Origin of the sequence: Streptomyces griseus subsp. griseus, from assembly GCF_000720255.1 — a bacterium.
Lineage (GTDB): Bacteria > Actinomycetota > Actinomycetes > Streptomycetales > Streptomycetaceae > Streptomyces > Streptomyces griseus_I.
Genome location: NZ_JOJE01000032.1, coordinates 1 through 20,337, shown reverse-complemented (window position 1 = coordinate 20,337; position 20,337 = coordinate 1). Strand labels below are relative to the sequence as shown.

The 20,337-nt window shown below is 71.3% G+C and carries 19 protein-coding genes and 1 pseudogene; 11 read left to right on the top strand and 9 right to left on the bottom strand.

Features of this window, described 5'->3' with window-relative positions:
* Positions 1–111: 111 nt before the first annotated feature.
* The 6 genes from IG99_RS32360 (at position 112) to IG99_RS32335 (ending at position 7,112) form a co-directional block, all read left to right on the top strand.
* On the top strand, positions 112–1,191 hold the full coding sequence (locus tag IG99_RS32360) for a LacI family DNA-binding transcriptional regulator (RefSeq protein ID WP_037680324.1): 1,080 nt from the start codon (positions 112–114) through the stop codon (positions 1,189–1,191).
* Between the two features lie 82 nt (positions 1,192–1,273).
* On the top strand, positions 1,274–2,692 hold the full coding sequence (locus tag IG99_RS32355; RefSeq protein WP_078948034.1) for a glycoside hydrolase family 10 protein: 1,419 nt from the start codon (positions 1,274–1,276) through the stop codon (positions 2,690–2,692).
* Positions 2,693–2,801: 109 nt separating this feature from the next.
* Entirely contained in the window at positions 2,802–3,803 is a 1,002-nt protein-coding gene (locus tag IG99_RS32350) for an LCP family protein (RefSeq protein ID WP_037680322.1), read from the top strand.
* 97 nt (positions 3,804–3,900) lie between these two features.
* A complete protein-coding gene (locus IG99_RS32345) occupies positions 3,901–5,292 on the top strand; it encodes an FG-GAP and VCBS repeat-containing protein (protein ID WP_037680320.1) in 1,392 nt (463 codons plus the stop codon).
* Positions 5,293–5,417: 125 nt separating this feature from the next.
* A complete protein-coding gene (locus tag IG99_RS32340; protein ID WP_037680317.1) occupies positions 5,418–5,774 on the top strand; it encodes a YciI family protein in 357 nt (118 codons plus the stop codon).
* Positions 5,775–5,828: 54 nt separating this feature from the next.
* Positions 5,829–7,112: an RNA polymerase sigma factor gene (locus IG99_RS32335; RefSeq protein WP_037680314.1), complete on the top strand. Its 1,284-nt coding sequence runs from the start codon at positions 5,829–5,831 to the stop codon at positions 7,110–7,112.
* Positions 7,113–7,711: 599 nt separating this feature from the next.
* Here IG99_RS32335 and IG99_RS32330 read toward each other — a convergent pair.
* Entirely contained in the window at positions 7,712–8,884 is a 1,173-nt protein-coding gene (locus tag IG99_RS32330) for a class I SAM-dependent methyltransferase (RefSeq protein ID WP_037680312.1), read from the bottom strand.
* Positions 8,885–8,974: 90 nt separating this feature from the next.
* Here IG99_RS32330 and IG99_RS32325 point away from each other — a divergent pair, with 90 nt between their 5' ends.
* Both IG99_RS32325 and IG99_RS32320 read left to right on the top strand, forming a co-directional pair.
* On the top strand, positions 8,975–9,916 hold the full coding sequence (locus tag IG99_RS32325; protein ID WP_078948043.1) for a polysaccharide deacetylase family protein: 942 nt from the start codon (positions 8,975–8,977) through the stop codon (positions 9,914–9,916).
* Between the two features lie 56 nt (positions 9,917–9,972).
* Entirely contained in the window at positions 9,973–10,761 is a 789-nt protein-coding gene (locus IG99_RS32320; RefSeq protein ID WP_037680310.1) for a polysaccharide deacetylase family protein, read from the top strand.
* A 19-nt stretch (positions 10,762–10,780) separates the two neighbouring features.
* Here the strand turns inward: IG99_RS32320 and IG99_RS32315 are convergent, their stop codons facing one another.
* Positions 10,781–11,059 (bottom strand): hypothetical protein, encoded by a 279-nt coding sequence (locus IG99_RS32315; protein WP_158973282.1) that lies wholly within the window; start codon positions 11,057–11,059, stop codon positions 10,781–10,783.
* A 224-nt stretch (positions 11,060–11,283) separates the two neighbouring features.
* On the opposite strand from IG99_RS32315, the gene groES reads away from it, so the two are divergent.
* Positions 11,284–11,592, top strand: a complete 309-nt coding sequence (gene groES / locus IG99_RS32310) for a co-chaperone GroES (RefSeq protein ID WP_003998759.1) — start codon at positions 11,284–11,286, stop codon at positions 11,590–11,592.
* A gap of 123 nt (positions 11,593–11,715) precedes the next feature.
* On the top strand, positions 11,716–13,341 hold the full coding sequence (gene groL / locus IG99_RS32305; RefSeq protein ID WP_037680305.1) for a chaperonin GroEL: 1,626 nt from the start codon (positions 11,716–11,718) through the stop codon (positions 13,339–13,341).
* A 230-nt stretch (positions 13,342–13,571) separates the two neighbouring features.
* Here groL and IG99_RS32300 read toward each other — a convergent pair whose 3' ends face one another.
* Genes IG99_RS32300 through IG99_RS50705 form a run of 4 tightly spaced genes read right to left on the bottom strand, consistent with a single transcriptional unit; the run spans position 13,572 to position 16,210 of the window.
* Positions 13,572–14,120, bottom strand: coding sequence for a hypothetical protein (locus tag IG99_RS32300; RefSeq protein ID WP_234312044.1), 549 nt, complete (start codon positions 14,118–14,120; stop codon positions 13,572–13,574).
* The gene (locus tag IG99_RS32295; RefSeq protein ID WP_037680301.1) at positions 14,098–15,393 is read right to left on the bottom strand and encodes a WXG100 family type VII secretion target; all 1,296 of its coding nucleotides are present in this window, start codon (positions 15,391–15,393) and stop codon (positions 14,098–14,100) included. Before IG99_RS32295 ends, IG99_RS32300 begins: the two co-directional genes overlap by 23 nt.
* Positions 15,393–15,695, bottom strand: a complete 303-nt coding sequence (locus IG99_RS32290; protein WP_037680297.1) for a DUF6317 family protein — start codon at positions 15,693–15,695, stop codon at positions 15,393–15,395. Before IG99_RS32290 ends, IG99_RS32295 begins: the two co-directional genes overlap by 1 nt.
* Positions 15,695–16,210, bottom strand: a complete 516-nt coding sequence (locus tag IG99_RS50705; RefSeq protein ID WP_234312043.1) for an SAV_915 family protein — start codon at positions 16,208–16,210, stop codon at positions 15,695–15,697. Before IG99_RS50705 ends, IG99_RS32290 begins: the two co-directional genes overlap by 1 nt.
* A 487-nt stretch (positions 16,211–16,697) precedes the next feature.
* Between IG99_RS50705 and IG99_RS32275 the strand changes: the two genes are divergently transcribed.
* A complete protein-coding gene (locus IG99_RS32275; RefSeq protein WP_037680295.1) occupies positions 16,698–17,189 on the top strand; it encodes a hypothetical protein in 492 nt (163 codons plus the stop codon).
* A gap of 56 nt (positions 17,190–17,245) precedes the next feature.
* On the opposite strand, the gene IG99_RS51760 is transcribed toward IG99_RS32275, so the two are convergent.
* The 3 genes and pseudogenes from IG99_RS51760 to IG99_RS49125 form a co-directional block, all read right to left on the bottom strand.
* Positions 17,246–17,890: an ATP-binding protein gene (locus IG99_RS51760; RefSeq protein WP_324606154.1), complete on the bottom strand. Its 645-nt coding sequence runs from the start codon at positions 17,888–17,890 to the stop codon at positions 17,246–17,248.
* 142 nt (positions 17,891–18,032) lie between these two features.
* Positions 18,033–19,586 carry an alpha/beta hydrolase gene (locus tag IG99_RS32265; protein ID WP_037680293.1) on the bottom strand — a complete coding sequence of 518 codons (1,554 nt, stop codon included), beginning with the start codon at positions 19,584–19,586 and terminating at the stop codon, positions 18,033–18,035.
* A gap of 201 nt (positions 19,587–19,787) precedes the next feature.
* Positions 19,788–20,337 (bottom strand): annotated as a pseudogene (locus IG99_RS49125) (hypothetical protein); the annotation flags it as partial.

The window sequence follows — 20,337 nt, the reverse complement described above, 5'->3', positions numbered from 1 at the left end:
AGGTGGACGTCCGGTTCGTCGAATGTTTCGTTGTGTATATCGAATGTTCCGGGGAACCTATGGCGCCGCACGGGGTTCGTCAAGGGGTCGTGCGGGGATACGATCGCGCCCATGACACCCTCGGAGCCCGCTGAAACGCGGACGGAAGACCGGCCGACACCACCGACGGGGGACAGGCCGGCGCAGACCGCGACGCTCGCCGAGATCGCCCGGGAGGCCGGCGTCTCGGCGCCGACTGTTTCGAAGGTCCTCAACGGCCGGGCCGACGTCGCCCCCGCGACCCGCTCCCGCGTAGAGGAACTTCTGCGCGCCTACGGCTACCGGCGCCGCCGTGCCGAGGCGACCCGCTCGCCCCTGATCGATCTGGTCTTCCACGAGCTGGAGAGCGCCTGGGCGATGGAGGTGATCCGGGGTGTGGAGAACGTGGCGCGCGACGCCGGGCTGAGTGTCGTGCTGAGCGAGAGCGCGGGCCGGCTCACCCCGGGGCGGACCTGGGCCGACCAGGTCGCCGCCCGTCGGCCGCACGGGGTGATCCTGGTGCTGTCCGGGCTCGACGAGTCCCAGCGCGCGCTGCTGACCAGCAGGTCCATCCCGTTCGTCGTCATGGACCCGGCCGGTGATCCGGGCGCCGACGTGCCGTCCATCGGGGCCACCAACTGGCAGGGCGGGCTCGCCGCCACCCGGCACCTGGTCGACCTCGGGCACCGCAGGATCGGCGCCATCAGCGGGCCGCCGCAGATGATGTGCAGCCGGGCCCGCATCGACGGCTACCGGGCCGCCCTGGAGACCGCCGGGCTGCCCGTCGAACAGGACCTGATCAAGATCGGGGACTTCCACCACGAGGCCGGCTACCGGCTGGGGCGTGAGCTGCTGAGCCAGGACGACCGCCCCACCGCGGTCTTCGCGGGCAACGACCTCCAGGCGCTCGGCCTGTACGAGGCCGCACGCGAGCTGGGGCTGCGCATCCCGGAGGACGTGAGCGTGGTCGGCTTCGACGACCTGCCGGTGGCGCGCTGGGTGGGGCCCCCGCTGACGACCGTACGGCAGCCGCTGATGGAGATGGCGGAGGCCGCGGCCCGGCTGGTCCTGGAGCTGGGGCGCGGCGAGGGCGCGCCGACGGCGACCCGGGTGGAGCTGGCGACCAGTCTGGTGGTGCGTACGAGTACCGGGGAGCCGTTGGCCGGAAGGTGACCTGTTGACGGGTGTGGGGGGTGCCTCCACACTCCTCCGAAGTCAATCGGTTGCACGACCGAAACTTTCGGAGGCACCCGCAATGAGAACCTCCAGAACTTCCAGGACCACTTCCAGGACCACTTCCAGGACCGCCGGGACATCCGTCTCGCCGCTGTGGCGCCGCGTCTCCGCCGTGTGCGCCGGCCTCGCCGCCACCGCGGCCCTGCTCGCAGCCGGCACCACCGCCGCCCGGGCCGCCGACACCCCGCTGCGCGACCTCGCCGCCGCCAAGAGCAAGGTCGTCGGTACGGCGGTGACCGGCTCCAAGCTCACCGGCGGCTACGGCGACATCGCCGGGCGGGAGTTCAGCTCGCTCACCCCCGGCAACGCCATGAAGTGGGGCTCGGTCGAGCCGACCCAGGGGAACTTCAACTGGGCCGAGGCCGACCAGATCGTGGCCTTCGCGCAGGCCCACGACCAACAGGTGCGCGGCCACACCCTGGTCTGGCACAACCAGAACCCGAACTGGCTGACGAACGGCAGCTGGACCCCGGCCCAGCTCGGCGGCCTGCTGCAGAACCACATCAACACCGAGGTCGGCCGCTACCAGGGGAAGATCGCCGCCTGGGACGTCGTCAACGAGCCCTTCAACGAGGACGGCACCTACCGCCCCACGCTCTGGTACAACGGCCTCGGCGCCGACTACATCGCGAGCGCCCTGACCTGGGCCCGCGCCGCCGACCCGGCCGCCAAGCTGTACATCAACGACTACAACGTCGAGGGCGTCAACGCGAAGTCCACCGCCCTGTACAACCTGGTCAAGTCACTGAAGGAGCGGGGCGTCCCGATCGACGGAGTGGGCCTCCAGGCGCATCTGATCCTCGGTCAGGTGCCGTCGACGCTCCAGCAGAACATCCAGCGCTTCGCCGACCTCGGCGTCGACGTGGCGATCACCGAGCTGGACATCCGGATGGCGCTGCCCGCCGACACCGCGAAACTCGCCCAGCAGCGCGCCGACTACAAGGCGGTCACCGCCGCCTGCGTGGCGGTCGCGCGCTGTGTGAACCTCACCGTCTGGGGCTTCACCGACTCCGACTCCTGGGTTGACAGCACCTTCCCGGGGTACGGCGCGGCCACGCCGTACGACGCGAACTACGCGCCCAAGCCGGCGTACTACGGCATCGCCGAGGCGCTCGGCGGCGGTACGACCACTCCGCCGCCCACCGGGGCGTGCACGGCGAGCTACGGCGTGGGCAGCCAGTGGAACACCGGGTTCACCGGGAACGTGACGATCTCCTGCTCGGGCGCCTCCCTGTCGTCGTGGAAGGTGAGTTGGACGTACGCCCCGGGCCAGCGGATCACGCAGGCGTGGAACGCGACGTGCAGTCAGTCGGGGGCGGCGGTCACCTGTTCCAACACCTCGTACAACGGAACGGTTCCCAGCGGCGGTTCGGTCACCTTCGGGTTCAACGCCTCGTGGAGCGGGAGCAATCCGGTGCCGACGGTGACGCTGGGCTGACGTACCCGGAGCACCGAGGGGCCGGGAATCTGAGATTTTCCGAAGAAAACAGGTTCCGCGACACCGCTCGTCATAATTCGGACTTACGTTCCTCTCCGTGAGGGGACACGTGCTGAAGGCCGTCGGCCTCGCCCTCGCCGGCGCCCTGGTGCTGGGCGTCGGCGCGGCGGGGTGGGCGTACTGGCATCTGAACAACAACATCAAGGGCGTCGACGTCAACAGCGCGCTCGGCGACGACCGCCCCGCCAGGGCGGCCGCCAGGCCCGCGCCGACGTCCTCGGCGTCCTCCGCCCCGCTGTCCACCGAGCCGTTGAACATCCTGGTCCTCGGCTCGGACTCGCGCAGTGGCGCGGAGAACGCGGAGCTCGGCGGGGGCGACAGCACCGGCGGGGCCCGCTCGGACACGGCGATGGTCGTGCACCTCGACGCGGGGCGGGCGTCGGCGACCGTGGTGAGCATCCCGCGCGACACGCTGGTGACCCGGCCGTCCTGCCCGCTGCCGTCCGGGGGTTCGACGACGGTGGCGTACCACGCCATGTTCAACAGCGCGTACGCCGTCGGCGGGCCGGTCTGCGCGGTCAAGACGGTCGAGTCGATCACCGGCGTCCGCATGGACCACTACCTGGAGATCGACTTCTCCGGCTTCGCCGAGCTCGTCGACGCGCTCGGCGGGGTCACCGTCACCACGGACCAGGACATCGACGACAACGACAGCCACCTGCACCTGGCGGCGGGCACACACCACCTCGACGGCAAGCAGGCCCTCGGTCTCGCCCGCACCCGGCACGGCATAGGCGACGGCAGCGACCTCGGCCGGATCGGCCTCCAGCAGAAGCTGGTGAAGTCGCTTCTGGAGCAGATCGCCTCCAGCGACCTGCTGACCGACCCAGCCCGGCTCTACAAGGCCGCCGACGCCATCACCGGCAGTCTGACCACCGACACCGGACTGGACTCCCTGGCCGAGTTGACCCGCCTCGGCGAGAGCCTGAAGGGCCTGTCGGCGGCGGACGTGACGACGGTGACCATGCCGGTGGTGCCGGCCCCCTCGGACCCCGACCGGGTGGTGGCACGGGAGCCGGCGGCGAGCGAGCTGTGGGAGTCGCTGCGCTGAGGACCCGCGCGCTGAAAGCCCGCCGGGCGCTACAACTATCGGGCACCCCGGGCGGTCTGACGCGGTGACTGCATTTCCGTAAACAGGGGGATTTCCGATGTCCACTCAGCGTTCGTACAGAATCTGGTCCGTACCGCTCGTCGCCGGTGTGCTGGCGCTCGGCGGTATTCCCGCCCTGACGGGCACCGCCGGGGCGGCCACCGCCGCCCCCGTCCGTGACGACTTCAACGGCGACGGCTACAAGGACCTCGCCGTCGGTGCCCCGATCGCCACGGTCGGCGGCAAGAAGGGCGCGGGCTACGTCACCGTCATGTACGGCGGCCCGCACGGCCTGACCAAGGACCATCGCACGGTCATCAGCCGCGCCACCAGCGGTATCCCGGGCAGCCCCGCCGCCGGCGAGAACTTCGGCATCCAGCTGTCCAAGGGGGACCTGGACGGCGACGGGCGCACGGACCTGATCATCGGGCAGGAATCCGCCACCCGGGACGCGGTCGTCGTCTGGGGCGGCAAGAGAGGTCTGTCCGGCGGGGTGTCCGTGCCCGCGGCGGCCACCCAGGCCGGTGACTTCGACGGCGACGGCAAGCAGGACCTGGTCCTGTTCCGCGGGGGCCGCTCCCACGTCGACGACCCGATCGGCACCAAGGCCACCGTGTGGCGGGGGCCGATCTCCCGGGCCGGGAAGCCGGCCGGCACGAAGGACTTCGGCGCGACCGACCTCCTGTACGACGACGTACTGGAGTCCGCCGCCGGGGACGTCAACGGCGACGGCCGCGACGACCTCGCGCTGACCGACTACGTCGGCGAGGGCAACTCCACTTCCCGCTTCTACCTGGCCAACGCCTCCGGGGACGCCTTCACCCGCTACGAGGCCCCCGAGGGCGACGGCGGGGTGGCCTTCGGCGACATCAACCACGACGGCTACGCCGACGTCGTCCGGGGCGCCACGAACTACTCCACGATCACCGTCGCCCTCGGCTCCGCCTCCGGTCTGAAGCCGAAGTCCACCTGGAAGTCGTACAGCCAGAACACCGAAGGAGTCCCCGGCGGCAAGGAGACCGAGGACTACTTCGGCGACGCCGTGGCCGTCGGCGACATCAACGGCGACGGCTACGCCGACGTGGCCGTGGGCGTGCCCGGCGAGGCGATCGGCGACGACGACGGGGCGGGCATGGTCAACGTTCTGTACGGCAGCCGCAACGGCCTGACCGGCAAGGGTGCCCAGGGCTTCACCCAGAACACCAAGGGCGTCCCCGGCACCGTGGAGTCGAGCGACAACTTCGGCGGCGCGGTCAGCCTCCTCGACATCAACCGCAACGGCTACGCGGACCTCGCGGCGGCGGCGCCCCGTGAGAACTCCGGCGACGGCGTGGTCTGGTCGCTGCGGGGACGTCCGACGGGCATCGTGACGGACGCGGCGTTCACCTTCGGCGGGGGGACGGTCGGGGCGCCTTACACGAAGGCGTGGTTCGGCGGCGTGCTGTCGTAGCAGGTCAGCGGGCAGGGAAAAAATCTCGGAAGAAATCCGCGGGGCCTGTCGATCCCGGCCTCTCCCGGTCGACGTACTGGTGAGAGGCCGGGAAGGACCGGTCCCGAAGCGACCGAGGAGTCACCATGCCGCGCTACCTGTCGATGGTCCGGACCGACGAGAAGAACGCCCCCGCCGAGGGTCCCAGCGACGCGCTGATGCAGCGGATGGGGGAGCTGATCGAGGAGATGACGAAGGCCGGGGTGCTGCTGGACACCGCCGGGCTGACGCCGACCGCGCAGGGGACCCGGGTGCACTGGGAGAAGGGGCAGCTGTCGGTCACCGACGGGCCCTTCACCGAGGCCAAGGAGGCCGTCGGCGGCTACGCGATCGTGCAGGCGAAGGACATGGCCGAGGCGATCGAGTGGACCAAGCGCTTCCTGAAGGTGCACGAGGAGCACTGGACGGTCACCTGCGAGGTCCGGGAGATCATGGAGGGCTGAGCGCCGCACGGCTCGCCTTGGCCGTACGGCCGTAACGGTGTCGAATGGGGGGCTGTGACCACCTCACAGCCCTCCCACACCGACGCCCGCGCCTCCGTCGAGGCCGTGTTCCGTATCGAGTCGCCCCGCATCATCGCCGGCGTCACCCGCGTCGTGCGGGACGTCGGGATCGCCGAGGAACTCGCGCAGGACGCGCTGGTGGCCGCGCTGGAGCAGTGGCCACGCGACGGCGTCCCCCACAACCCGGGCGCCTGGCTCATGGCCATCGCGCGGCGCCGGGCCGTGGACCTGGTGCGCCGCCGGGAGAACTACGCCCGCAAGCTGGCGGAGATCGGCCGCGACCTGGACACCACGGTGGCCCCCGAGGAGCCGGCCGACCCCGACGCCATCGACGACGACCTGCTGCGCCTCGTCTTCACCGCCTGCCACCCCGTGCTGTCCGCCGAGGCCCGCACCGCCCTCACCCTCAGGCTGCTCGGCGGTCTGACCACGCCCGAGATCGCCCGTGCCTTCCTGGTCCCGGAGCCGACGGTCGCCCAGCGCATCGTGCGCGCGAAGCGGACCCTCGCCGCCAAGAACGTCCCTTTCGAGGTGCCTCACGGCCCCGACCGCGCGGCCCGTCTCGACTCGGTCCTGGACGTCATCTACCTGATCTTCAACGAGGGCTACGCGGCCACCGCGGGCGACGACTGGCTGCGCCCGGCGCTGTGTGAGGACGCGCTGCGGCTGGCCCGGCAGCTGGCGGCCCTGATGCCGAAGGAGCCGGAGGTGCACGCCCTGGCCGCGCTGCTGGAGTTCCAGGCGTCCCGCACCGCCGCCCGCACGGGCCCCGACGGCGAGCCCGTCCTCCTCGCCGACCAGAACCGCCGCCGCTGGAACCGCAGGCTCATCGCCCGCGGCGTCGCCGCCCTGGCCCGCGCCGAGGCCACGGCCACGGGCGCCCCGGGCCCGTACGCCCTTCAGGCCACGATCGCCGCCTGCCACGCGCACGCGTACACCTACGAGGAGACCGACTGGGCGACCATCGCGACCCTCTACGGCCTGCTCTCCGCCCGCGCCCCCTCCCCGGTCGTGGAGCTCAACCGCGCGGTCGCCGTGTCGATGGCCGACGGCCCGGCCCCGGCCCTGCGGATCGTCGACACCCTCACCGCCGAACCGGCCCTCCGCGACTACCACCTGCTCCCCAGCGTCCGCGGCGACCTCCTCCAGCGGCTCGGCCGTACGGCGGAGGCCCGCGCGGAGTTCGAACGAGCGGCGGAACTGACCCGCAACGAACGCGAACGCGAGCTACTGCTCCGCCGGGCGTCCACGGCCGCCGACCAGTCCGGCCGTCACTAGGCCGGCCGTGTGCCGGGCGCGACCTCGCTGCTGCTTGGGCCTGCCGTCGTCAGGCCGGGGGCAACCTCGGCCGCCGACCAGTCCGGCCGTCGCTAGGCCGGCCGTGTGCCGGGCGCGACCTCGCTGCCGCTTGGGCCGGTGGTCCGACGGGCAGCCGCGTGCCGGGGCAGCCTCGGCCGCCGCTCGGGCCGGCCGCCCGACGGGCAGCCTTGGTCGCCGATTGGGCCGGGCCGCCCGGTGGGCGCCTTGGCCGTCGACGAGGCCGGTTGTCCTGCCAGGCGGCTCTGCCATCGGCCAGGCGGGCCGTGTGTCGGGGGCAGCCTTGGTCGCCGACTGGCTCCGCTGCCCGGCCGCCCCGTGGGTGCCTTGGCCATTGACGAGGCCGGTTGTTCCACGGGTGGCCCTGCCGTCGACTGGGCCGCTGTTCTACGGTGGCCCGCCGTCGACTAAGCCGGTCGTCCCCCGGGCAGCCCTTGCCCCGCTGCCGATGAGGCCGGTCGTCCCACGACACCCCCGCCGCCAACCCGGCCGGCCGTCCCGCAGGCGGCCACCGGCCGCTGACTACGCCGGTCGTCCCGCAGGCGGCCCCCGGCCGCTGACTACGCCGGTCGTCCCACCAGCATCGTCGGGGCCCCCGCCACCCGGGTCAGGAACACCGTCGCCGAGTTGGGCCCTTGCGGCTTCACCTTGCGTCGGAGCTCCTCCGGCTCGACGGCCGAGCCCCGCTTCTTCACGGTGAGGACGCCGACCTCGCGTTCCCGCAGCAGGGCCTTCAACTTCTTGACGTTGAAAGGGAGCTGGTCGGTGATCTCGTAGGCGGTCGCGTACGGAGTCAGGACCAGGGCGTCCGCGGTGATGTAGGCGATCGTGGGGTCGATCAGCCCGCCGTCCAGGTCCTCGGCCACCTCGGCGACGAGATGTGCGCGGATGACGGCGCCGTCGGGCTCGTACAGGTACCGCCCGACGGGCCGGACGTCCGGGTCGGGCAGCCCCCGCCCCCACAGCGTGCGGGGGCCCGGCAGCAGCGTCGCCCGTACCGTCCCCGGGTCCGTCCCGAACCAGAGGACCGCCTCTTTCACGTCCCCGCCGTCCGAGATCCACTCCGCCGCCGCCGCTTCGGGAACCGCCTCGTGCGGAATGCCGGGGGCGACCTTCAGGGCGGCGTGCGGGGCCTTCAGGGCCGTCTCGACCGCCCAGGACAGCGGCGGCGAGTACGCCTCGGGGTCGAAGATCCGCCCACGTCCACCGCGTCGAGCCGGGTCGACGAACACAGCGTCGTACCCGTCCGTGTCCACCTCGGTGACGTCCGCCTCCCGCACCTCGATCAGTTCACCCAGCCCCAGCGCCTCCGCGTTGGCGCGCGCCACGGCCGCCGTCAGCGGATCCCGGTCCACCGCGAGCACCCGGATCCCGGCCCGGGCCAGCGCGATCGCGTCCCCGCCGATCCCGCAGCACAGGTCGGCCACGGACCGCGGCCCCAACGCCCGGAAGCACCGCGCCCGGTACGTCGCCACGCTCGCCCGCGTCGACTGCTCGACCCCGTTCGGCGTGAAGTACATGCGTTCCGCGTCCTCGGCCCCGAACTTCGCCGCCGCCCGCTGCCGCAGCCGCGCCTGGCCGAGCGCCGCCGACACCAGCTCGGCGGGGTGCTCGCGGCGCAACCGGGTGGCGACGGCGAGTTCCTGGGCGGGGTCGGTGCCGCGCACCTCGTCGAGGAGGGCGCGGCCCTCGGGTGTCAGGAGGGAGGCGAAGGCGAGGAGAGGGTCGTTCACCGGGTCATTGTGGGCCAGTCGGTGGACGGCGTGCCGCCGGCCGCGGTGTCGGGGCCGGTTCCCAGGCGGCGGCTGCGAGGATCCGGCACCATGCGAGTGGTCGTACAAAAGGATAAAAACCGGGCGCATGGGCGGGTGCTGAGCCGCGGCGTCGTCGCCGCGGTCGCCGCCGCCTCCGTCCTCGCGGGCTGCGGTCAGGCCGATCCGGCCGACGGCAGCGAGGCCCACCCGGCTCCGGGGCGGCAGCAGCGCCTCGAGGCCCCCGCCGCCCGCGCCCTCGACTCCTACGCCACCGAACTGCGCGCCGCCCACCGGGCACGCGTCGCCGCCGCCAGGCGCTGGGGACTGCGGCGCGTCCCGCTGACGCCCCCGGCGCCGCCCGCGAAGAAGCCGAGGATCACCACCCGCGAGGGATTCGAGGTCGACGACCACGAGGAACTGGGCCTGCCCCCCGTCTTCACCACCGTCCCCACCGGACGCAGGGTCGTCTTCCTCACCATCGACGACGGCGCCGAGAAGGACCCCGCGTTCCTGCGCATGATGAGCGAGCTGAAGGTCCCGTACACCGCCTTCCTCAGCGACTACCTGGTCAGGAAGGACTACGGCTACTTCGCGCGGATGCAGGCCCGCGGCGTGACCCTGAGCAACCACACCCTGCACCACCCTTACCTCCCGGGGATGTCGTACGCCCGCCAGAAGCGCGAGATCTGCGGCATGCAGGACGTGATCGAGAGGCACTACGGCAAGCGCCCCGCCCTCTTCCGCCCGCCCTTCGGCGACTACGACCAGGCCACCCTGCGCGCCGCCAAGGCCTGCGGCATCAAGTACGCCCCGCTGTGGGACGAGGAGGTCTTCGTCGACCGCTGGGAGTACCGCGAGTGGGACCGGGACCTGCACCCCGGCGACATCGTCCTCAGCCACTTCCGCGGCCGACGCCACTGGAAGGGCACGATGCCCGACATGATCCGCCGGTTCCTGAACAAGGTCACGGAGAAGGGATACGCGGTGGCCCGGCTCGAGGACTACCTGTGAGGCGGCCGCGGGGTCCGGTCCGGCCGGGAAGGCGGCTACGAGGCCTGGGAGCCGGGATGCTGGCGGCCGCCGTCCTGCTCAGCGGCTGCGCCCAGTCCGTCGACCCCATCGAACGACTGGGCAAGAAGGCCGCCCAGCGCGTACGGCCGCACGACCCGGCCGGGGAGCGCCCCTACCGCCGCTGGGGGCTCGCGGCGCCCCTCCCACCGCCCCCTGAGCCGCCGACGCGCCCTCTCACCGGCAGCGCGGGCCGAGGGTACGGCCTCCCGCCCGTCGTGGACCACGTCCCCACCCGCGACAGGGTCGTCTTCCTGACCTACGACGACGGGGCCGAACGGGACCCCCGGTTCGTGGACATGGTCCGGGAACTGCGGCTTCCGGTGACCATGTTCCTCACGGACAGTGTCGTCGGCCCGGGCTACGGCCACTTCGCGCGCCTGCGGTCCGTCGGCGCGACCATCCAGAACCACACCCTCGACCACATCTCCCTGCGCGGCCTGCCGCACGCCGGCCAGCGCGCCGAGATCTGCGGCCAGCAGGACAAACTCAGATCCCGCTTCGGTCTGCGCCCCCGCCTCTTCCGCCCGCCCTACGGCACGTACGACACGGCCACCGTTCGGGCGGCCGCCGATTGCGGCATCACGGCGGTCGTCCTCTGGCGCGCCTCCATGGGCCCCGCCGGCCTCACCTACCCGCACGGCCCGCACCGCCTTGTCCCGGGCGACATCATCGCCGTGGACCCCGACGAGTCCTTGGGCCCGACCTTGCGGGAACGCACGACACGCGTGCTGCGCCGGGTGCGGGAACAAGGCCTCACGGTGGGCCGACTGGAGGACTATCTGTAGGTGGTGGAGTGCCTGTGGATCAGCTCGGTCGCACGTACGCCAGAAGGGCTACGAGCAAGAGCGCGACCATCATCTGGGCCGCCCCGGTGGCCCGATGTCCGCCACGGAACAGGAAGACGCCGGCCCCGAAGGCCGCCAGCGCCATCACGCCCATCCACACCAGCATCCCCGTCGGATGCCCGGCCATCCCGATCACCAGCGCGAACATGGCCCCGAAGGCGACTTCCGCGGCCAGCAGGACGGCGAGGACGCAGCCGTCGGCCAATGAGGAACGGGACTCCGAGGAAGACGGCTCCATTGAGGAATCGTACGCATGTTCGCAGGAAACTCGGCGCCGCGCCACGGGCAATTGGCACTCCGCTTGACCGAGTGCTAATCGCGGTCATAGTCTCAGCTCTGGCACTCCCCACTGGAGAGTGCCAACGACGCGACGGGCAGGTCCGGCACCCGCGACGACGGATCGACCTGGTCGCCACCTCAGACAGTTAACCCCGTGAGATCTCCGAAGGGGGAGGTCGGATCGTGACGACCACCAGCTCCAAGGTTGCCATCAAGCCGCTCGAGGACCGCATTGTGGTCCAGCCGCTGGACGCCGAGCAGACCACGGCCTCTGGCCTGGTCATTCCGGACACCGCCAAGGAGAAGCCCCAGGAGGGCGTCGTCCTGGCCGTGGGCCCGGGCCGCTTCGAGAACGGCGAGCGTCTCCCGCTCGACGTGAAGACCGGCGACATCGTGCTGTACAGCAAGTACGGCGGCACCGAGGTGAAGTACAACGGCGAGGAGTACCTCGTCCTCTCGGCTCGCGACGTTCTCGCGATCATCGAGAAGTAAGACACCTCGAGCACATTTGATGCTTGACGCTGCGCCCCTGGCCCCCGCGACCACATAAGAAGCCGGGCGCCCGGGGCGCAGTGCCTTTTTTCACCCACAGATTTCGAGAGGGCTCCCGCTGTCATGGCGAAGATCCTGAAGTTCGACGAGGACGCCCGTCGCGCCCTCGAGCGCGGCGTCAACAAGCTTGCCGACACGGTCAAGGTGACGATCGGCCCCAAGGGTCGCAACGTCGTCATCGACAAGAAGTTCGGTGCCCCGACCATCACCAACGACGGCGTCACCATCGCCCGCGAGGTCGAGATCGACGACCCGTTCGAGAACCTCGGCGCGCAACTGGTGAAGGAGGTGGCGACCAAGACCAACGACATCGCTGGTGACGGCACCACCACCGCCACCGTGCTGGCCCAGGCGCTCGTCCGCGAGGGCCTGAAGAACGTCGCCGCCGGTGCCTCCCCGGCGCTGCTGAAGAAGGGCATCGACGCCGCGGTCAAGGCCGTCTCCGACGACCTGCTCGCCTCGGCCCGTCCGATCGACGAGAAGTCCGACATCGCCGCCGTCGCCGCGCTGTCCGCCCAGGACCAGCAGGTCGGCGAGCTCATCGCCGAGGCGATGGACAAGGTCGGCAAGGACGGTGTCATCACCGTCGAGGAGTCCAACACCTTCGGTCTGGAGCTGGACTTCACCGAGGGCATGGCCTTCGACAAGGGCTACCTGTCGCCGTACTTCGTGACGGACCAGGAGCGTATGGAGGCCGTCCTCGAGGACCCGTACATCCTCATCAACCAGGGCAAGATCTCCTCCATCGCGGACCTGCTGCCGCTGCTCGAGAAGATCATCCAGGCCAACGCCTCGAAGCCGCTGCTGATCATCGCCGAGGACCTCGAGGGCGAGGCCCTGTCGACCCTCGTCGTGAACAAGATCCGCGGCACCTTCAACGCCGTCGCCGTGAAGGCCCCCGGCTTCGGTGACCGCCGCAAGGCGATGCTGCAGGACATGGCCGTCCTCACCGGCGCCACGGTCATCTCCGAGGAGGTCGGCCTCAAGCTCGACCAGGTCGGCCTGGACGTGCTCGGCTCCGCCCGCCGCGTCACCGTCACCAAGGACGACACCACGATCGTCGACGGCGCCGGCAACAAGGCGGACGTCGAGGGCCGCATCGCCCAGATCAAGGCCGAGATCGAGAACACCGACTCCGACTGGGACCGCGAGAAGCTCCAGGAGCGCCTCGCGAAGCTGGCCGGCGGCGTGTGCGTGATCAAGGTCGGCGCCGCCACCGAGGTGGAGCTGAAGGAGAAGAAGCACCGTCTGGAGGACGCCATCTCCGCGACCCGCGCCGCGGTCGAGGAGGGCATCGTCTCCGGTGGTGGCTCCGCGCTGGTCCACGCCGTCAAGGTTCTCGAGGGCAGCCTCGACAAGACCGGCGACGAGGCGACGGGTGTCGCGGTCGTCCGCAAGGCCGCGGTCGAGCCCCTGCGTTGGATCGCCGAGAACGCCGGCCTCGAGGGCTACGTCATCGTCTCCAAGGTGGCCGAGCTCGAGAAGGGCAACGGCTACAACGCCGCCACCGGCGAGTACGGCGACCTGGTCAAGGCCGGCGTCATCGACCCGGTGAAGGTCACCCGCTCCGCCCTGGAGAACGCCGCCTCCATCGCCTCCCTCCTCCTCACGACCGAGACCCTGGTTGTCGAGAAGAAGGAAGAGGAAGAGCCGGCCGCAGCGGGCCACGGCCACGGCCACGCCCACTGACGTACGTCGACACCGAGGCCCGGCACCCCTTCGGGGGCGCCGGGCCTCGGTGCTGTTCTGAAGCCCGCCTGGCCGCCGTCAACCGCCGCGCCGGCGCAGCAACCTGATGGCTTCAGCGAGCGCCGCCCCAACCCTTACCCGGAGGGCCTGCGGGCCAGGGCGAGCGGGGCAGGACCACGGAAGGCGTCGGCGGCGCCAGGAAACGGTGTTCGTGTCCGCGGCGCCTCTGCTCAAACTCCGGACGGATGCTTCTCCAGCCAGCGCCGGGCGCCGACCTCGCTGGGGTATTCGCGAACCGTGAGCATGGCGACGGTCCAGCCGACGCCGAACGCGGCGAGCGCCGGAAGGACGGGCGCGGCGAGCAGGACGAGGGCGCGGCCGAGCATGGCGAGCCCCGTGCTGCGTCTGGCCTCGTCGCGCTTGGCGCTGCTGAACTCCGAAGGGGTGGGCGGATTCAGGAGCTGCCCGCGGTGGGCCCGGCGCTGCACCAGCCACCCCCAGACCAGGGCCGCACAGGACACGGCCACCTGCGCCCAGTCCCACACGGTGCGCACGGCCGACGGCAGCACACCGCGGAATCCGTCGTAGAGGGCGAGCGCCACGAAGCAGCAGAAGGCCATCACGGAGAGGAAGACGACGGCTGTGAGGACCCGGCGCAGCCAGTACCGGGAGCCGCGCTCGTACCAGCTGGTGCCGAGACCCTTCAGCGCCGGGATGCGGGCGGGGGGTTCGTGACCGGATCGGGAGCGGGGTACCTCAGAAGATGCTTTTGATGCCACTCCAGCAGTCCTTCGCCAGTCGTTTGCCGTCGTCCCAGGTCTCTGTCGCGACATGCCCGCTCCCGTGCAGGACACCGCCGACCACCCCGTGGTCGTGGATGTCCTCGCTCCAGTGCTCGTGGAAGCCGTGGTCGATCAGGCCGGTCGCACCGATCACGATGATGCCGCCGACACCGGCCACCACGGCCGTGGGTACCTCGACGGGCGCGAGGGCCACCACGCCGGCCGTGATGGCCGTACCGGCGGCGAGGCCGGCGAGGTTGGCACCGCCGTCCACGGCTATCGAGTGCTGCCAGGACCACCCCTGGTCATGGTCGCCCTTCGCCTCCAGCACCCCGCAGGCACCGGCGGCGGCGACGTCCAGGACCGGGATCTCCTTGAGGAAGTCCGGCACCTTCTCCAGACCTTCGCCCATGCGCAACGCATCGGCCGCATCGGCCAGTTTGACGTTGAGGGCACGGTCGTAGGGGAGTTTGGTGCTGCCGTTGTCGGCGCGGGCGATGGCGTCTTCAAGGGAGTCGACCTTGGTCACCGTGTCGCGGTAGGCGCTCTTGGCCGGGAAGTCGTCGGGCATGGCGCGGCCCTGTTGCTGGAACACCCGCCGCTCCGCCTTGAGTTCCTTCTTGGCGGCCCGCGCCTCGGCCTTGGCGTCGTCGATCTGCGTACGGGCCTTGGCACCGCCCGCCCGGGCGTCCTCGGCGTCGTACGCGTAGAGACCGCGCAGATAGTCGGCGACGGTGACCTTGTCCCCCGGGGACACCGCGTCGCCCTCGCCGTCATCCGAGGTCACCTGCGCGTACAGCCCGCGCAGCTTGTCCGCCGCCGCCAGCCGCGCGTGCTGCGCGGTGTGCAGGATCTCGGTGCGGGCCGTCTCGTACTCCTTCAGCGCGGCGGCCACCTTCGGGTCGGAGGTGACGATCGGCGCGACGACACCCTTGCCCGCCATGGGCAGGTTCTTGCGCGTGGCGATGTGCTCCGCGTTCTGGAGGGCGGTCTCGCAGGTGGTGAGGGCGTCGGCGAGGTCGCCGACGACCTTTCCCACGGAGTGCACGAACGTGGCGAACGCCCCCACGGTGATCGCGTCGGCGGTCCACTGCGCGCGGAAGGTCGTGGCCGCGTCGCCCTTCCAGCTCCCGCTCGTGTCGTCGGCCAGTGCGTCGACGGCGGTGGTGAGGGGCTTCGCGACGCCGTCCAGCTTGTCCTTGGCGTTCAGATACGTGTCGGACATCGTGCGCAGCCCGCCGATGTCGCCGCCGACCCAGCTGTCGCCCATCAGCCCTCCTCCAGCTTCAGGTCGTCGAACAGGCCATGCACGTCGATGTCGTGCCGGTGGAAGGAGTCCCGCGCGTATCCGACCTTGTCCCCGTGGTCGTCGAGCTTGTCCGCCAGGCCGATGTGCAGGCCGACGATGAGGTCGGCGACCTCCTTGATGGCGTGGTCCAGCCCGCCGTCGCCGCCGCTGACCACGGGCGGTGCCACGTCGGCGTGCAGCTTGCGCCAGTCGGTTGCCTGGTCGTGGAACGTCTTCGCCATCGTGGTGAGGTCGTCGTAGATCGCTTTGAAATCGGCCCCCATCAGCGCACCTCCCGTGTGTAGGCGGCCAGGTCGGCCGGCTGCCAGTTGTGGTGTCCGGGGGCCACCCGTGGGTCGAGGAGGACGGTGACGCCCTGCTCACGCATGCCTTCCGCGAGCGGGCCGAGGGACGCGGCGACCCATGGCTGCGACTCGCCGAGCGCTTCCACCAGCCGTTCGGGCGTGGTGAAGGCGAAGGCCACGGTTCCGTTCGCCGGGTGCTCGAAGAGCTCGTAGACGATGAACGGCACGCGGGCCGTACGGCCCCCCGCGCCCGTCGCCGCGAGCGACCTGGGGTGCGCCGGTACGAACACCGGCGTCCGGTAGGCGGGAACCCCCGGTTTCGGGCCCGTCAGGTAGTCGGCGTCCGGCCGCTCGGGCGGTGCCTCCTCGACGAAGTCCAGCAGGCGCGAACGGGGCGGCGCGGGGGCCGGTTCCGGAGGAGTGGCCGCATCCGGATGTGCCGCCGCCCGCGGGTCGACGTAGTCGAACAAGCGTGAGCGTATCGGCGTCCCCACCGCCGTCACCTCTTCCCCGTTGTCCTCCGCGCCGGTTGAGGCCTGCCACGGTAGTCAGGGGGCGCCGGTTCAAATCCGCTCATGTCGGCTTACTGGCAGGGGCCCACACGGAACGCATGCGATGTTTTGGCGGCGGGCTGATCAGCCCTTGACCGGTTGATGGGCCGGCAGCGGTCGGCTCCAGCGCGGGCATTGCGGCCGGTCCGTCCGAGCGACGAAGAAACCCCCGGTTCGCTGATCACGACGCCGCCGTCGACGACTACCGGGGCACTACGGACGCGCAGTTGGCCGCCAGGCTGGTGGGCGAGCTCCATGAGCTGCTCGCCCTCGACCTGGAGGAGTCCGACTAAGCACTGGCCCCGGCCGAGCTGGGTATGGAGGTCGACCCGCCGGCTCCGTACGCGCCGAGCGGCTGGCCGGAGCTGGTCGCCCACCGGCTTGGCGGGCCGGGTGCCGTGTACGCGCCGGAGACGCCGGAGGGCCGGGAGTGACCCTCCCCGCGGACGAGTTGGGGCCGCTGCTCGACACCCGCTCGTCCGAATATCGCGTCTACGTCCGTGCCGGGCGACTGCGCCGCGTCGGCGAGACCCGGACCGTCATGAGGGCCGTTGCCGAAGAAGTGCACTCCCTCGTCCTCACTTTGCACGAGGAGTACCGGCACCGATACGCCACAGACGGCCCGACCCCCGCCGAACAGATCGAACTGTCGCTGTACCCCAAGGATCCGGACGAGGCCATCGCGCTGATGGGCCGGTTCGCGTCCAGGGACCTGCTGTTCTCCGAGTTCACCTTCATGGACCCGACCGAGGCGCAGTCGATCGCCGAAAGCATCGTGCGGCTTCTGGGCCCCGAGGCGCGCTGGTGGTCGAACACCGACGGATCCATTTCGGAAGGCCTCGTGGGCTGCACCCTGGACGGTCTCGTCGTAGGAACGAACGGCGACCGTTTCGCCGCGCTGATTCAGGTGGCGGACGACTGACGCGGTGGGCGTGAAGTCGTCGACGAGTTCCCCTGGCCCGGCGCCCGGCGGCGGCCTCAAGGAGCGCAGGACACAACGGCCCACACGGTCTTGCCGGGCGCACCCGGCCGGGGAGCGACACCCCACTCCTCGGCCAGGGCCGCCACGAGGGCGAGCCCGCGTCCGCCGTCCGCGAGGGGCCGACCCTCGCGTACGGGAACCGGCAGCCGCTCCCCGCGTACGTCACTGACCTCCACCCGGACGCGCCCCTCCTCGTCGTACCTGTGGAGCCGCAGTTCGGCGTCCCGCCCTGGGACCCGGCCATGGGTGACGGCATTGGCGGCAAGCTCGGCCGTGATCAGTTCGACGGCGTCGTTGACCTCAGTGCCGTACGGCCATCCCCAGGCGTCCATCTGCTGGGAGGCGATGCGTCTGGCCAGGCGGGCGCCGCGCGGGGTGGAGCTGAACCGGAGGGTGAGGCCGGGCTCGCGGTCCGGGCGGAGGGCGGTCGTGCCGACGGTCGTGTCGTCGTGGGGAGGGTCATGCGCCGAAGATCCCGCGTCCGGAGTAGCTGTGACCAGGGGTGACGGTGGTACGACGCGGGTTTGTCGGGGTGCGGCGTAGCCCTGTGGGGGCTGTGGGGTACAGGGCCGTGGGGCCTGCGGCGGACCGAAGAAGACCCCGATCGCTTCGACGTCATCGGAGCCCTTCGTCTGCCTCACAGCCGTCGGCGATCATGCCCCAGGCGATTGACCCGGCACCCACCCGAAGGCGGTCTCGGGCCGGGCGGTGTGGTGGTGCACACCCGCGGCCCCTGCGAGCGAACCGGTGTGCTGACGGTCGCCCGGCGGATCCGTACGGGCCTCAGGACATGCTGCCCCGGCACACCGTCCCCGGGGCCGGGGTGCGGCCCGTGCGGAGGTATTGGTCGACCGCATCCGTGACGCAGCGGTTCTGCGGGTATGTGCCGTGGCCCTCCTCCTCGGCCGTCAGCAGCACGCCGACACCGTCGCCCAGGGCGCGGGCCATGTGGCGGGCGCCGGGGTATGGGGTGTTCGGGTCGCCGGTGCCGCCGACCACCAGGACGGGGGCCGCGCCGTCGGCGTTCACCTGGGGCGTGGCGCGCTCGCCGTCGAACGGCCAGTCGTAACAGAGATAGACGCCGCTGGACCAGGCCGCGCCGAAGACGGGTGAGGCGGCTTTGATGCGGGCCTCGTCCCTGTCGAGGCGTTCGAAGCCGGGGCGCAGGCTGGAGTCCGCGCAGGTGATCGCGGTCCGGGCGATGCGGCTGTTGTCGAGCGGGGTCGCCGCGCGGTCGGCGGAGCCGATGTCGTCCGCGCCCTTGCTCAGCGGACGGCCGTCATTGTGGTCGATCAGCGCGGTGAGGGCCTTGGCGAGCGGCGACCAGCCGTCTGTGCCGCGGTTGAGATGATCGAAGACGGCGTGCGCGAGGTCGTCGGCGGCGAGGTTCCTTCCGCTGCCGGCCGGGGCGGGCTCCTTCTCCAGACGGTCGGCCAGGCGCGTCATGCGTCGCGCGGCTTCCTCGGGCCCGTCGCCGGTCGGGCAGTGGCGGATACGGGCCGCGCAGTGCGCGGCGAACCGGTCGAACGCCGCCTGAACCGCCTTGACCTGCGACACCTGCTCCTCGTTGAGGTCCTCGGTCGGATCGACGGACGCTTCGAGGACGAGCCGTCCGACGTGCGACGGGTACAGGTGGGCGTAGACCGCGCCGAGCGCCGTTCCGTACGAGACGCCGAAGTAGTGCAGCCGCTCGTCGCCGAGGAGGTAGCGCATCAGGTCGAGGTCGCGCGCGGTGTGCGAGGTGCCGACGTACGGGAGGAGCGCCCCGGAGTACTTGGCGCAGGCGTCGGCCCCGTCGTAGCCGGTGTCGTCCGCGGTTTTCCCGCAGCGCACGGGGATGGTCGCGCCGACGCCGCGCGGGTCGAAGGAGACCAGGTCGTAGCGGTCGAGGAGCGGCTTGTACTGGTTGAGGTGTTCGGGCAGTCCGCTCACGCCGGACAGGCCGGGGCCGCCGAAGTTGAGGACGAGCGAGCCGATGCGCCGGGTGTTCGGGCCGGTGGCCTTGCGGCGGATCAGGGCGACGTCGATCGTCCTGCCGTCTGGTTTCCGGTAGTCGAGGGGGGTCTTCATGGTGGCGCAGTCGTAACCCGTGCGCGCGGTGGGCGGCGAGGTGCAGCGGGACCAGTGGAGGTGCTGGCCGGTGGTGAGCGCGGTGGGCAGACCGGCGGGCGGGTTGTCCGCGGTGAACTCCGTACGCGGTTCCGCACTTCGGCCGGGAGCGTCGTGCTGGAGCCAGGCGCCGATGGCCCCTACCGCGGCGAGGACGACCCCGGCGATCATGAGCGCAACGGCCGAGAGGCCCGGTCTGCCACTCCGTAACGGATGCGCGTCACGCATTGAAATCCCCGTGCTCCCGCCCCTGGACGCCCAGGCCTCGTGCCTGCATGCCCGTACCCGCGATCGTCCGATCGTTCGAATGAGTGCAGATTACTAGCCGCCTCCGACAGCTCGGCTCGCGAGAGTGCCCGGAATTTCAGACCGCCCCGTGCCCACGCGACTCCCTCTGCGGCGGATCCCCAACTCGGTGAACGTACGCGGTCACAGCACTGGACCCACTCCTTCGGCCGCGTCGGTGAGTTGGCGTGCAGGTGCCATGCGCGTTGCTGCGCCTGGCTCAGCCGTGCAACGCGGGCAGAGTGTCTCGTCGCTCAACGGCCGGAAGAGCATGGGCTGGAGGTGGGTGCCCTCGCACTCCCGTGTTCCTTCCAGGCGGGAGGAGAGGCGGGGGCAGGTGGGTCCTGTCGGCTGGGACGAGTCCGGCCTGGGCGTCGGCGGCGTGGGTTCTGGGACGGGCGTGACCTCGCGGAGGAGGTGGCGCAGGAGGCCGCCGGGGCGGTGGACGGGGGTGCCGTCGTCGGGAAGGGCACGGTGGACGGGGGTGCCGTCGTCGGGAAGGGCACGGAGGATGTGGGTGCGGATGGCTGCGGGGGTGTGTCCGGCCGCGAGCCAGCGGGCGGTGAGGCGGGTCAGCTCGGAATGCATGGCTCGGGGGATGTGGTGGAGGGCAGGGGAGAGGTGGGAGTAGGTGGCGGTGAGGGCTTCGGCCTCTTCGAGGGGCACGGCTTCGGGTTCCGGGGCGGGGGTGGTG